We start from the raw sequence: 13,521 nt of genomic DNA, 5'->3' as shown, positions 1-13,521 counted from the left end.
CCACCGCCGCAAGCCCCTCATCATCCCCGTCATCATCGACGCCTGAGCCCCAGCCCGGCAGCACGGTCCCCGGATCCGGCCGCGGCCCCGCCGGCATCGAGGTCGGGCACGCCCGGACCGGTCGGTGGCGAAGCCGCCGGGCTCGACGAGGCGGATCCCCTCGCCGTGGGCGGCCGACAGGTCCGCGAGGGAGTCGGTGTTGCGGGCGACGGCCCTGTCGCCGCGCTCCAGGGCCGCCTGCGCGAACTCGCGGCCGAAGCCGCGGGAGGAACCGGTGACACAGCGGCGGTGCACCCCGCCCAGATGTCGCACCAGATCGGACAGCGTCCACTCGGGGCAGGTCGGCACCTGCGCGTCGCGGCTGGGCACCAAGGCGACCGCTGCCGGGAACGCGATCGACTGTGCGTCGATCGGCCGCAGCAGGACGAGGAACGAATGTCCGTGCCACGCGGATGCCTACCGTCACGCCGGACGACCGCAGTCGATTTTCACAGCGGTACAGGGGCACGCCAGGCGCGCGACACAGCCCGCGTACCCTCGGACAAGGCAGTGCCCTCATGCCGGAACTCCAGTTCGGCGGCGCCACCGACCCGAGTCAACCGCATCTGGGCCATTCCTCCCAGGCGAGTCCGCCGGCTACGCCCCGCCCGCGACGCGCGCACGGGCATGCGCACGTCGCGGGCCACTGCACGGGAGGCGCGAGTGGACAGCGCGAGTGCCGGTGAAGCGGTCAGATCGCGGGACTCACCGACTCAGCCACCGCTCTTGCGCCTGAACGACCGCTGGCTCGCAGCGGGGCCGTGCGCCGAACGCACCTTCGACGCATCGGACTTGGCGGCCATGTCAGCGGCGTCCGCCTGCGCACCGCGCTTGCGCGCCAGGGCTTCGCGGAACTTGCGCTTGAGGTCGTAGTTGCCGTCGCCGTCCGGCTCCAGAGGGGACGTCTCGGGGGCAGCAGGCTCCGAACCTTCCGTAAGTACGGGCTCTGCTGTCATGGTGACCTCCTGGGTTCGGGGGTGGGCACGCACAGCTTGTCATGCTGGGCGCAGTGCGAGGCGCCGGCAACGTCATCCTGCTCCGATTCGGCGGGTATCCCTCTCGCGGCCAAAGGCGTTGACTTCGTAGGTGAGGCGCGCAGGGCGGCTTCGGGCCGGGCCGAGGGTTGTCGATCCCGCGGCCAGGCTGCCAGGGCAACGGCTCTCAGCCGTTGCGACGCACGAGGGCGGCCCTGCGGGCCTCGGCGAGCTTGCGGGCCTCGGCCGCCTTTCGGGACTTGCCGCCGGCGCCGCGGGAGGTGTCCTTGCTGGTACCGAGACCGCGGAAGGGAGCGTTGGTGTTCTTGGGCCGGGGGACGGCGGGCCCGCCGTCGAGCGGGATCCCGGAGGGAGCCTTGGCGCCGGTGATCCGGGTCAGTTCCGCCTCGCCCGAGCGCACCTTGGTGACGGTCGGCTCGATGCCGGCCCCGGCCATCATGCGGCTCGTCTCGCGGCGCTGGCCCGCCAGCACGAGCGTGACCACGCTGCCGGACTCACCGGCTCGGGCGGTGCGGCCCGCCCGGTGCACATAGTCCTTGGCGTCGGTGGGCGGGTCGACGTTGACCACGAGATCGAGGTCGTCGACGTGCAGGCCACGGGCCGCGACATTGGTCGCCACCAGAACGGTGATTTGGCCGTTCTTGAACTGCGCCAGGGTCCGTGTGCGCTGTGGCTGGGACTTACCGCTGTGCAGGGCCCCGGCGTGCACCCCGCTGGCCCGCAGATGCCGGGTGAGCTGGTCGACGGCGTGCTTGGTGTCGAGGAACAGCAGTACGCGGCCGTCGCGGGCGGAGATCTCCGTGGCGACGGCGTAGCGGTCAGGGCCGTGGACGACCAGAACGTGGTGCTCCATCGTCGTGAGCGCGCCCACGGCCGGGTCGACCGAGTGGACGACGGGGTCGTGGAGGTGGCGGCGGACCAGCTGATCGACGTCGCGATCGAGCGTGGCCGAGAAGAGCATCCGCTGACCGTCGGGGTGCACCTGGTCGAGCACGTCGGCAACCTGCGGCAGGAATCCCAAGTCGCACATCTGGTCGGCCTCGTCCAGCACGGTGATTCTCACCCGTCCCAGGCGGCAGGCGTTGCGCTCAATCAGGTCGTGAAGGCGTCCGGGGGTGGCGACGATCACCTCGGCTCCCTGGCGCAGCGCGGCGACCTGCCGGCCGATCGACATACCGCCGACGACCGTGGCCATCCGCAGCCGCAGTGCCTCGGCGTACGGCGCCAGCGCCTGGGTGACCTGTTCGGCCAGTTCCCGGGTGGGCACAAGGATCAGAGCGAGGGGCTGCTTCGGCTCGGCGCGCCGCCCGGCTGTACGTGTCAGCAGCGGCAGGCCGAAGGCGAGCGTCTTACCCGATCCGGTGCGCCCGCGTCCCAGGACGTCGCGCCCCTCCAGGGCATCGGGCAGTGTGGCGGCCTGGATCGGAAAGGGTTCGCGCACCCCGAGTTCGCTCAGTGTCCGCAGCACCTCCGTCGGCAGTTCCAGACCGGCGAAGGAGACGGCCGGGAGCAGCGCCGGGGTCGTTGCCCCTGGCTGGGCGGGACCGCTGTGCGCGATGCCGGAGTCATGGGGATGCTTCATGAACAGCCTTCCGCAAGGGAACGTACCGAGGAAGGCCCGGCAGGTTTGAACAGCCCACGCACAAGCTGAACCGAACAGGCAGAATCGCCCACCGCGACGACCACGCAAAAGCGTGACACTAACACATGGCACAACCTCGCGCCGCTGATACCGATCGCCCCTGTGTACGGGTGCTGGCAGCGGGTCGGCCTGGAACAACCGTTCTCCTTGAAGAACGCCCCACCCCACGGGCGAGCTGTCGAGCCACCCATCAAGCCTTACGAGCGGGGCTCCGGGCGGGGCAGCAGGCGCCCCCTTCCCCTGCGTGACGCAGAAGAACACACCCCTCACCATGGAGGGGCGACGTCGTCTCATCGAGCGCTGCCGCACGAGGCCCATTGCCGACGTCACAACGGTTCGCACGCTGTGGATGTGCGGCCCTGGGAGCGCCGGAGGCGAGAGAGCCGCCGGGAGAGGCCGCTCGCGCAGACGATCCCCCCGTCAGGGCAGAGACAACGGCACACACGGAGCGCGCGGCGTCCAGCGGCTCCTGCAAGCCGGCCACCAGGCAGGCGAAGCCGGTGCCCCGCCAACCGGCACACCGCGTCATCCCGAAGGAATGCGAAACTCGAATTCGGGACGGTCCCACGGCACGGCGGGCGGGTTCGCGAACGCGGTCCCGGTGCGCACCGCACCGACGCGGTGGTAGAAGTCCTCGGCGGGAACGTGCGACACGACCTTGAGACGGTCGATCCCGGCAGCACGGGCCTCGGACTGCATGTGCGCGACGAGCAGCCGTCCAATACCCCGTCCTTGCACTTCGTCGGCGACGAACAGCAGGTCGAGCTCCGGTGGAGCGAGGACCAGCGAGTAGAACCCGAGGACCCGGCCTCCGTGCTCGTCGGCGCCGACGGCCACAAAGGCGCGGTGGGCCTCGATGTAATCCGGACCGACCCTGTAGCCCTCGACTGCGGCTGCGTACTTTCCCTCGTAGGCGCTTGAGCCACGCACGAGCCGCGTGAGCCGTTTGGCATCCCGCGCGACGGCCCTCCGTATCGTGACCGGCTGGCTGATCGAGGAAGTGCGTGAACTCATCGGGAGAGTATTTCGCACCTGGGAATGCCTTCGCGCGGCGGGTCGGCTGCCAAGGAGTGTCTTTCCGATCATCTGATCGTCGGTGTCGTCGTGAGGGGTGCTTCTGAGATATCCGATACCATTTGGTCTGTGATCTCGCCGGTTCTGCCTCCTGTGGGCCGGGCCCGTGGGAGGTGGCGCAATCACCGCCAGGTGTTGGAAGGGATCGTCTTCAAGTTCCGCACCGGGGTGCCGTGGAGGGATCTGCCCGAGAGGTTCGGTCCGTGGCAGACCGTCCACGGGCGGTTTGCCCGCTGGGCAACCTACGGCACGTTTGACCGCCCGCTGCCCGTCGCCCAGACCCGGGCGGATGTGGACTGGCTGGTCGCGCTTGACTCCACGATCGTGCGAGCCCATCAGCACACCGCTGCCAAAGGGGGCTCGAAGAGCGAGCACTTGGACGCTCCCGTGGCGGACTGGCCAGCAAGATCCACCTTACGTGCGACGGACGCGGCCGACCGCTGGCCTTCGTCGTCACCGCCGGCACCCGTAACGACTGCACCCAGGATGAAGCGGTCATCGGCCGTATCAGGGTCGCCGGTGACGGACCGGGACGCCCCCGCGTCCGGCCCGACCGGATGGTGGCCGACAAGGGCCACTCGGCCCGCAGCTTCCGTATCTACCTGCGCAGACGCGGGATCAAAGCCACCATCCCCGAGCGAGTCGACCAACTCGCGGGCCGGGCCCGACGCGGGGAACGCCGGTGCGGCTTCGACAAAGCCGTCTACTGGCGCCGGAACGTCCTCTAACGCTGCTTCCACCGCCTCAAGCAATGGCGCGGCATCGCCACCCGCTACGAGAAGCAGCCCGGCCGCTACCTAGCCGCCATCGCCCTTGCCAGCACACTCATCTGGCTCACCTCGTGATCGACACGACGTCCCCTAGGGCAGGCGTTCCTGCATCGCTCCCCAAAGCCGTTCGCCCAGGCCCTGACCGGCCATGTCACTGCCGCCGAATCGGCCTGTGCTCTCGATATGGCACCTCGCTCCTCGGATGCCCGCCCGGCCACGAACGACTTCGAGGTCGTCATTCACCTGCGCCGGCTCCTGGTCGAGCGGCATGTCCGCCTCGTCTCCAGCGGCGTCCAGGGCGTCCTGGAAGTCCTCGGTCAGTGCGGCGAACAAGGTGTTCAGGTCCTGGTCGGGTGTGCCACTTTCCGCGACGAGTTCGAAGGTGCGGCGCACTGCCGATGGTGTCCCTTCTCGTGGTGTAGCCGATCAAGGTGGCGGAATCCCCGGGTCACGGATCGAATCGCCCTCCCTGGAGGCGCTGTTGGGGCTCAGCCATTACCAGCGGCGATCGCCGGGAAGCCCGCAGTGGCAGGTACCGGACGGCTTCGAAGCGGAGCCGACAGACCGCGAGCGGCTACACCACCACGAGGGACACGACCGCACTGCCTGCGGCGCGGGCTGCCCCCCTGCGCTCAAAATCGCCACGCACTCCACGTGCGAGGTCAACGAGATCACATCAACATCGCATGACGCATGTACAGGGACGAATCATCCGCATCATGATGATTCCGCCGACCGTGGAGCAGCGTTCAACCTACTCGACCATCGGCAGGCCGCCAAAGTTGCTCCTGCGGAAGGCAGTCACGCCAAGAAGCTCAGCCGCACGTGACGGTCGGCGCTGCCCCTGTTCGTGTCCGCCAACCTCCGTTAAGGCAACACCGATGCAACCGGCCCACACTCGACCTGCCGCACGCCCTGGTCGAGTGGGTCACGATGCTCATCGGGCACGCGGGAGGGGACCGCCGCTGCGAGCTCCTGCCGCACCAGCGTGCCCTGGTCGGCCTGGTGTACCTGCGCCGGCACGACACGCTCGCGCAGATCGCAGCCGGCTTCGTCATCTCCGTCGGCACCGCCCACGCTTATACGGCCGCGGTGGTGGCCTGCCCGCCGACCGCGCCCCGGGCCTGCTGCGGGCCCTGTTCGAAGCCGATACCCACTACGTGCTGCTGGACGGCACCCTCGCGAAGTGCGACCGGGTCGGTGCCAGCCGCGCCGACCACTCCCACAAACGTCGTCGGCACGGAGTGACGTGCAGGTGGTGACCGACCCCGCTGGCCGGCTGGTGTGGATCTCGCCCGTCCTGCCGGGCTGTGCCCACGACCTCAGCCGCCCGCGTCCATCGGATCATCCGGATCTGCTAACGGCAGGGCGTCCCGGTTCTCGCCCATCGCGCCTACATGGGAGGCGGCTCGTGGGTGACGTCACCCCTCAGACGCTCCGACGGGCCGCGACCTCACGCCGGCCCAGCACACCGTCAACCGCGCGTTGTCGGCGGCACGGTCACCGGTCGAGCGCGGCGTCGCACGCCTGAAGTCCTGGCGCATCTTCCGCCGATCTCGATGCAGCCCGAACCGGCTGACGGCAATCGCAGCTGCCGTCCTCACGCCGGAGCGGCTACGCTGAAAAGCTCATTGAACTGTCACGGTGACGAGATCGGGATCCGGCAACTCCGTCGGTGCGGTGTCGCCGTACCACGAGAACTCGAGGGCTGAGAGCCTTCCACCACTCACCCACACAAGCAGTTCGCCGAAGAGTTGGCCCGAGTCGTCTGTGACCGTTCCAGTGGCCGGGATGATGCCGTCCTCGATCTGTGCTGCAGGGATGTCGGCGGGCACTTCCAGGTCGACACTCGGAGACTCGGCGCCCCATTGGCCGGTGACACGGGTTTCTGACAGTTGGTTCCTCAGCTCCTGCACGCCCGGGAAATCGGGCGCGAGAAGTTGGGCAAGGGTACGCCGTTCGAGGGGGGAGAGTGGTCTGGTGGCAGGGTGGTCTGTCATGGTGTCTTTCCTGGGAACTTTTCCTGGATGAACGCGGTTCCGATTCGGGGTATCCCGTTGACCATGGCTCCGCGAATGGTGACCGTTTCCCCGTCGATTGTACGGTCGACGACGAAACCACCGGATTCCGGAAGGTCGTCGCCTTCTCCAAGACTGTTGAGGATGCGGCGAAACGCTTCGGAGCGCCCTCCCGAATTCTTCACTATCTCCTCGAAGCCGTGCTTCGGGGGATCGATGACGTGTTCGAGCTTCCGCGGCGTATTGTCCATCTCAAAGGCCTTGTCAAGCGCCTCCTGAGTGCACTTCACCAATCCGGTCGGGTCGATCCACCGGAACGGGTTGACGATGTAGGCATGATGATTCGGCGCGGGATCGAGACCGAGCGGGTCGGGGGACAGGTAGCCTGCGGTTTCCGGATCGTAGAAACGGAAGTAGTTGTAGTGCAGCCCGGTTTCGGCATCGTGGTACTGGCCGGGGAAGCGCAGCGGGCACTCGACCGATTCGGCCTCTGTCCCGGCGGACAAGGGGGTACCCCACAGTGAGGTGCGTCGCTGCCAGGCCACGGCACCACCTTCTGTGACAAGTTCGGTCGGTGTGCCCGCCGCGTCAGTGATGACCGCGTGGAAGCGAGGCGCGCGATCGGTGGTCGTCTCCTCCGCCAGGCGGGCCAGGAAGGACGTCTCCGAACCGGGGGCAGAAGGCCAGTGGTCGGTCTGGGCGAGTGGACGGTGAGTGCCGGGGGCGTACTCCCAGGTGGTCGTCATGCCGTCGAGGGTGTTCTGCTCGGCCAGACAGGTGTCGTCCCAGGTGAACTCCACGTGCTCAACCGGAGAACCGTCTTCTGACATCCGGGATTTGGCGATGCGTCGGCCCAAAGGGTCGTAGGAGTAGCGCCAGCGACTGCCGTCCGGGGTGGTGACCGCTGTCAGGCGGTCCTCCGCGTTCCAGGAGTACGTCCAGGTGTGTCGCTTTCCGTTCAGCAGTCTGCGGGTTTTGGTAACGAGCCGGCCCTGGCCGTCGTGCTCGTACGTGGTATTGCCCGCGCGACGGATGATCGTGCCCTCGAACTCCCGGTCCCCAGGGGCCTCGTGTTCGGGAGCGACGGCGTGCGTCAGATTTCCTACCGTGTCGTAGGCGTAGGTCTCGGTCCAGCCATGAGCGCGTACGCCGGTGACGCGGCCTGTCCCATCAAGGTCGAAATTCCGGGCGCCAGCCGTGAGTTCCCGGATGCCAGCGAGGTAACCGTCGGCGCGGTAGGCATATTCCCGGTACTGCAGGAGGCGGTGGTCGGCCCCACTCGCGACCGACGCCGATGTCAGCGACTGCACAGTGAGGCGGCCCGCCGCGTCCCACCCCTGGGTGAGGGTCACGTCTTCGCCAAGACGGCGTTCCGTCTCTCGGCCGCCGGCATCGTAGGTGAAGGACAGGCTCCCGGATTCGGAGGCCAACTCGACGCAACGCCCCGTCAGGTCGTACTTCCAATGCGACGTCAGCCCGGATGGGGTTGTACGACGGATCCGCCGCCCCAGGGCGTCATAAGCGTGTACCGTCGTCCGGCCGTTTACGGTCTCCGAAAGGACCCTGCCGAGCTTGTCGCGCTCATAGACGACTTCGGCCTCCGGGCCGCGGGCGTGCGCGAGTTGTCCGGTCGGTGCGTATGCGTACGTCGTGGCATCATCTGTACTGCTCCGCTGTTCCACGACCCGACCGAGCGCGTCCCGAGTGAAGGTCAACGTCTCGCCGGCACCGTTGGTCCGCGACACCAGACCGCCCACCGGGTCATGCGCGTAGGCGAGGGTCCGGCCGTTGAAGTCCGTCTCGGCCACGAGGCGGCCAGCCTCGTCATAGACGTATGCCCAGGCTTGCCCCATGGGATTGAGGACACGCGTCAAGCGGCGTTCCGTGTCATAAGCGAACTCGAAATAGGCCCCGCTCGGATCGGTCCTGGTGGCGGGTACGTCGAAATGGCCGGGTGTGTGCTGTGTGGTGTTGCCGGCGGTGTCTGTGTGGGTGAGCAGGTTGCCCTCTGCGTCCCACGTCCAGGACTCACGGGTATTGTCCGGGTGTTCGCGCCAGGCGGGTTTGCCCTCCGTTGTCCAGCCCAGCCGGGTTCGATTCTGCAGTGGGTCTGTCACCTGGATCACCCGGCCGAAGGAGTCCCGGCGGATGGTCGTCGTGTGGCCCAGTTCGTCAGTGAGAGCAAGAGGTAGGCCGGCGTCGTTGTAGGCGACCGTCCGAGTACGGCCCAGCGCGTCCGTGATTGCCGTCGGCCGCCCCGCCGCGTCGTACGCGTACCGTGTCTCTGCGCCCATCGGATCGAGCACCGTCTGCAGGTTGCCCCGCTGGTCGTACGTGTGTCGCCACACCGCGCCGCCCGGCTCGACCACCTCGGTCGGCAGGCCGAGCGCGTTGTAGGCGGCCCGAGCCACCGAGCCGTCGGGCAGGGCAAGTTCAGTGAGGTTGCCGACTTCGTCGTAGGCGTACCTGGCGGTGTGGCCGAGGCCGTCGGTGATCGCCAATGGCTTGTCGCCGTACTCGTCCCACTCCGTGCGGGTGACGTTGCCCAGTGGGTCCGTCTCCTCCACGACGAGGCCGTCGGCGTTGTACCGATGGACCGACACATGGCCCTGGGAATCCGTGTACGTCGTCGTGCCGGCGGTGTCGTCGTAGGTCAGCGTGCCGGAGAGGATGCCGTCGACGCCCTCGGTGCGTACGACCTGGCCGCGGTCGTCGTAGACGTACGAGAACCAGGTGCCGTTGCGGTCGGTCCAGCGGGTGACGCGCCCTTCGGAGTCGTAGGTGAAGCGCAGAGGTTCACCGCTGGAGTTGATGACCTCAGTGAGGTTGCCGGCCGGGTCATAGCCGTAACGCATGACGACCGTGCCCTCGTCGGGCGCGGTGTCCGGGCGGTAGCGGGAGGGCGGCTCGTCCAGCAGGCGCAGGGCCGTGATACGGGGGCCCTGGGTGTCGACGGCGACGTAGTAGCCGCCGGAGTGGCGGATGCCGAACGGGATGCCCTCGTCGTCGCGTTCGACGTCGACGCGGTTGCCGTTGCGGTCGCTCCAGGAGTCCAGCGCCAGGTGGAACACCCCGAAGGACGGTGACGGGACCGGGGCTGCGAAGGTCCGCGTCACGCCCGTCGACGGGTCGGTGACCGTCATCGCGCCGTCCGGCTTCCCGTCCCACTCCAGCGGCCAGCGGGCGCCCTTGGCCGGCATCGTCGGTACGCCGGGTTCGGGCACCGGGTACACCAGACGCATGCCGTCGGCAGCGGCGAAGACGACGCCCTCGCCGTCGATCTGGAGGCACTCGTCCAGGGTGGATATCCACGTCGGGCCGAAGCAGACACCACCCCGGTAGGAGGACAGGTGGGTACGCGTGAACTGCAGCGGCAGACTGCCCGGCAGTGCCAAGTCCGTCTGCGTCATCAGCATCGCGCCGGTCGCCACGTCGATCGGCTCGCCCACGCACGGCATGTCGTCGGCGTTGCGGGCCGCCGGGCCCAGATCGACCAGGTCCGGGCGGAGCGATGGCGGGCGCAGCAGCAGCGGTGTTGTGTCGGCGAGCCCGCCTTCCATGCTCGCCTTCAGCAGGCCGCCGCCCGCTCCCAGGGCGCCGCCGAAGATCATGCCGTCCTTGGCGGCCTGGTTGACCTCGTCCAGGCTGAAGCCGTGCTGCAGCCCCGCGGCCATCTGCAGCGGCTGGGCCACGGCGAGGTCGACGGTGACCGACTCGACCCCACCGAACGCGACACCGGCAAAAGCACCTCCGATGATGTCAGCCACCACTGCGGAGACCCCGACGCCGATCGTGGCGCCGAACTCGATGACCGCGTCCGCCGCAGCAGCCGCCGCACCCGAGGCGATGCCCGCGGTCATGATGGCCAGCGCCACACCACCCGCGATCACGGCCGCGTCGATGGCTATCCGCGTCCACAACTTGTTGATCGCATCGTCGATGGCGTCGGCGAACTTCTCCAGCGCACTGGCCATGTCCCGCGACGACTTCGCCAGGTCGCTCAGCCAGCCGCCGTCCTTGCCCTGGGCGTAACGGCCCCAGAACTTGCGGAACGCCTCGATCGACTCACCCGTGTTGTTGTGGATGATCCCGGACGCGCTGCGGTGCACCGGGGAACGGACGTCATCCACCGAATCGGCGAACGCACGCCACGCCTTCGCCGCGTCCCGCAGCTTGCCGGAGTCGGCCTCCGGCCACCACAGGCCCATGTCGAGAAGGATGTGGCGAGCTTTGGACTCAATGCTCACCGGCACCGTCGCTCTGCTTGTGGATCTTCACTTCCGTGAACATGCCCGCGACCAGCTCATCGTGGTCCACATGCCCGTCCGCCATGTCCACCATCGCCTCGTGAATGCTCGTCAGCCCGAGCACCAGAATGCCCGCCGCGCTCTCGATCTTCTTCTGGTACGGCTTGTAGACGCCGCCGAACTGATTGCCCTGCTTGTCGTGACCCCAGGGCTCACCGAGGCCGTCCAGAGCCTTGATGAGAGTGGTAAGAGCCTTGCTCAGGTCGACGGCGCCCTTCTGGAAGGCCGGCGCCGCCGCCTTGATGTCGGCGGTCTTGATGTCCAGCACCTTGCCGGGAACCTTGCCGTCACCCATCGCTACCGTCTCCCCCCGTTCGCAACCGCAGCTTCCGACCCTAGGGGAGACAGGTCAAGAAAAGGTCATATCGAAGGCACGCGCAAACAAAGTGGCGGCGGTGCGAAGGCCATCGATGGAGTCGAATTACCCACGTCGACACGCTCTCGAACTCGTGGTGTCTGCACGGCCGCGCTGTCGTCACGTACATCAGCCGAGGAAGCTCAACCGAACCTGACGGTTGGGATTGTCCCTGTTCGTGTCGACCAGGCAGACCGACTGCCAGGTGCCCAACTCCAGGCGGCCACCGATCACCGGGAGGGTCGCGTGGGGCGGGACGAAGGCCGGGAGGACGTGGTCGCGGCCGTGGCCGGGGCTGCCGTGGCGGTGCTGCCAGCGGTCGTCGGCGGGGAGCAGGGTGTGCAGGGCGGCGAGGAGGTCGTCGTCGCTTCCGGCGCCCGTCTCGATGACGGCGATCCCGGCCGTTGCGTGCGGGACGAAAATACTGAGCAGGCCGTCGCGGCCGGCAGTCGCCTCGCGCAGGAAGTCCTCACAGTCGGCGGTGAGGTCGACGACGCGTTCCCGGGAGCCGGTGGAGACGTTCAGCATGCGGGTGGTGAAGGCATCTGGCATGCCCCCATCCTGGCCCACACGCCGGGTTTCGCAGCCTGTGGCACGAGCACGTCCCGAGACGGCGGGTCCACTAGACGAGATGCTGCTGCCCCTGGCGCGGGCATCTGGCCACGTTCTGCCGCAGCCGCCGGCCCCACGCCTCCTGCTGACGGCCGATGGGCTCGCCTCGCCGGGCCGGGACCGTGATCGGCACTGGACTCGCCCTGCTCTCGGGGCTGTTCCGGATCGGTGAGACCTGGTGGACACGCCGGTGCAGAGGCTGCGGACGGTGCCGCTCGCCGGTCTCATTGCGCTGTTCATGCGGAACGTCGTGCTGCCGGGCGCGCCGCCCGAGGCACTGGCGGGACCTTGCTGCTCACCCGGCATCGCCTGGCTCGCGTTGGTCTTCGCCGAGCAGGTCGACGCCGCCGCCGGCATCGGCTTCCTGATGGTGCAGGCGCGGGACTCCTGCGGACCGACGTGATCGTGACCTGCCGGACACCGCGCTGGTTGGGGGATCCCGGAGTGGTCGGCACGCGGCCCGCCGGATCGTACGACGGCCCCGGTCGCCGGAGCGGGGCGCTACTGCTGGTGTCCTGCGGACACTGAGCCGGGCGACGGGGCTCGGACCCCGTCCGGCTTCGGGGAGCTCTACCGCCCCCAGGACGCTCTCGGGAAGATCCACGCCCGGAGCGCGGTTGGTAGAAGCGTGAACGAATCGCGTGAGGTCGAGGCTGTCGTCATCGGCGCTGGTCAGGCCGGGCTGTCCAGCGCCTACCATCTGCGGCGCACCGGTTTCGAGCCGGACCGTGACTTCGTCGTCCTCGACCACTCCCCCGCGCCGGGCGGCGCCTGGCAGTTCCGGTGGCCCTCGCTGACGTACGGCAAGGTGCACGGGATGCACGCCCTGCCCGGCATGGAGCTGACCGACGCCGATCCCGCACGGCCCTCGGCGGAGGTGATCGGTGAGTACTTCGACCGGTACGAGCGCGCCTTCGGCCTGCGCGTACGACGGCCCGTCGACGTACGAGCGGTACGCGAGGGAGACGGTGGGCGACTGCTCGTGGAGACCTCGGACGGCGTCTGGTCGACACGGGCGCTGATCAACGCCACCGGCACCTGGGACCGGCCGTTCTGGCCGCGCTGTCCCGGCCAGGAGACCTTCCGCGGGCGGCAGTTGCACACCGCGCAGTACGCCGGGCCCGAGGAGTTCGCCGGACAGCGCGTCGTGGTCGTGGGCGGCGGCGCCTCGGGCACCCAGCACCTGCTGGAGCTTGCCCCGTACGCGGCCGCGACCACCTGGGTCACCCGGCGGCCTCCGGTGTTCCGCGAGGGGCCCTTCGACCAGGAGGCGGGCCGCACGGCCGTCGCACTGGTGGAGGAGCGGGTGCGCCAGGGGCTGCCCCCGCGCAGCGTGGTCTCGGTCACCGGGCTGCCCCTCAACGACGCCATCCGGCAGGGGCTCGCGGACGGAGTCCTGGACCGGCAGCCGATGTTCGACCGGGTCACCCCGGACGGCGTGGAGTGGGACGACGGACGGCACGTCACCGCCGATGTGATCCTCTGGGCGACCGGGTTCCGCGCCGCACTGGACCATCTCCGTCCGCTGCGGTTGCGCGAGCCGGGCGGCGGGATCCGGGTCGAGGACACCCGTGCGGTGGCCGATCCGCGCGTCCATCTCGTCGGCTACGGCCCGTCGGCCAGCACCATCGGCGCGAACCGGGCGGGCCGCACGGCAGTCCGGGACATCAGGCGGCTACTGGCCGAGGAACGGCCTGTCGCCGCGTGAC

10 protein-coding genes and 3 pseudogenes are annotated in these 13,521 nt (G+C 68.8%); 4 read left to right on the top strand and 9 right to left on the bottom strand.

Annotation, left to right across the window (positions count from 1 at the left end; all coding sequences use genetic code 11):
* From ACWGJ5_RS41840 to ACWGJ5_RS41825, 4 genes are all read right to left on the bottom strand, one after another.
* The coding region (locus ACWGJ5_RS41840) for a maleylpyruvate isomerase N-terminal domain-containing protein (RefSeq protein WP_453314849.1) at positions 1–423 on the bottom strand (423 nt) is incomplete at its 3' end.
* Positions 424–752: 329 nt separating this feature from the next.
* The gene (locus ACWGJ5_RS41835) at positions 753–995 is read right to left on the bottom strand and encodes a DUF5302 domain-containing protein (RefSeq protein WP_453314846.1); all 243 of its coding nucleotides are present in this window, start codon (positions 993–995) and stop codon (positions 753–755) included.
* Positions 996–1,200: 205 nt separating this feature from the next.
* Positions 1,201–2,616, bottom strand: a complete 1,416-nt coding sequence (locus tag ACWGJ5_RS41830) for a DEAD/DEAH box helicase (RefSeq protein ID WP_453314845.1) — start codon at positions 2,614–2,616, stop codon at positions 1,201–1,203.
* Between the two features lie 585 nt (positions 2,617–3,201).
* Positions 3,202–3,690 carry a GNAT family N-acetyltransferase gene (locus tag ACWGJ5_RS41825; RefSeq protein ID WP_453314844.1) on the bottom strand — a complete coding sequence of 163 codons (489 nt, stop codon included), beginning with the start codon at positions 3,688–3,690 and terminating at the stop codon, positions 3,202–3,204.
* A gap of 72 nt (positions 3,691–3,762) precedes the next feature.
* Here ACWGJ5_RS41825 and ACWGJ5_RS41820 point away from each other — a divergent pair.
* A pseudogene (locus tag ACWGJ5_RS41820) lies at positions 3,763–4,595 on the top strand (IS5 family transposase).
* Positions 4,596–4,610: 15 nt separating this feature from the next.
* Here ACWGJ5_RS41820 and ACWGJ5_RS41815 read toward each other — a convergent pair.
* Positions 4,611–4,913, bottom strand: coding sequence for a hypothetical protein (locus ACWGJ5_RS41815; protein ID WP_453314843.1), 303 nt, complete (start codon positions 4,911–4,913; stop codon positions 4,611–4,613).
* Positions 4,914–5,453: 540 nt separating this feature from the next.
* Here ACWGJ5_RS41815 and ACWGJ5_RS41810 point away from each other — a divergent pair.
* A pseudogene (locus ACWGJ5_RS41810) lies at positions 5,454–6,143 on the top strand (transposase family protein).
* 5 nt (positions 6,144–6,148) lie between these two features.
* Here the strand turns inward: ACWGJ5_RS41810 and ACWGJ5_RS41805 are convergent.
* The 4 genes from ACWGJ5_RS41805 to ACWGJ5_RS41790 all read right to left on the bottom strand — a co-directional run bounded on the left by ACWGJ5_RS41805 (position 6,149) and on the right by ACWGJ5_RS41790 (position 11,752).
* Positions 6,149–6,520, bottom strand: a complete 372-nt coding sequence (locus ACWGJ5_RS41805; protein WP_453314842.1) for a hypothetical protein — start codon at positions 6,518–6,520, stop codon at positions 6,149–6,151.
* Positions 6,517–10,785 (bottom strand): DUF6531 domain-containing protein, encoded by a 4,269-nt coding sequence (locus ACWGJ5_RS41800; protein WP_453314841.1) that lies wholly within the window; start codon positions 10,783–10,785, stop codon positions 6,517–6,519. Before ACWGJ5_RS41800 ends, ACWGJ5_RS41805 begins: the two co-directional genes overlap by 4 nt.
* A complete protein-coding gene (locus ACWGJ5_RS41795; protein WP_453314840.1) occupies positions 10,775–11,140 on the bottom strand; it encodes a hypothetical protein in 366 nt (121 codons plus the stop codon). The genes ACWGJ5_RS41800 and ACWGJ5_RS41795 overlap by 11 nt, the downstream gene beginning before the upstream one ends.
* 189 nt (positions 11,141–11,329) lie before the next feature.
* Positions 11,330–11,752, bottom strand: a complete 423-nt coding sequence (locus ACWGJ5_RS41790; protein WP_453314839.1) for a YjbQ family protein — start codon at positions 11,750–11,752, stop codon at positions 11,330–11,332.
* A gap of 176 nt (positions 11,753–11,928) precedes the next feature.
* Between ACWGJ5_RS41790 and ACWGJ5_RS41785 the strand changes: the two are divergent.
* Positions 11,929–12,226 (top strand): annotated as a pseudogene (locus ACWGJ5_RS41785) (ABC transporter permease); the annotation flags it as partial.
* A gap of 214 nt (positions 12,227–12,440) precedes the next feature.
* On the top strand, positions 12,441–13,520 hold the full coding sequence (locus tag ACWGJ5_RS41780) for an NAD(P)-binding domain-containing protein (protein ID WP_453314838.1): 1,080 nt from the start codon (positions 12,441–12,443) through the stop codon (positions 13,518–13,520).
* The last annotated feature ends 1 nt before the right edge of the window (position 13,521 follow it).

Source organism: Streptomyces sp. NPDC054783, assembly GCF_053611725.1.
The sequence above is the reverse complement of the archived record's forward strand: the minus strand, read 5'-3'. Positions and strand labels throughout refer to the sequence as shown.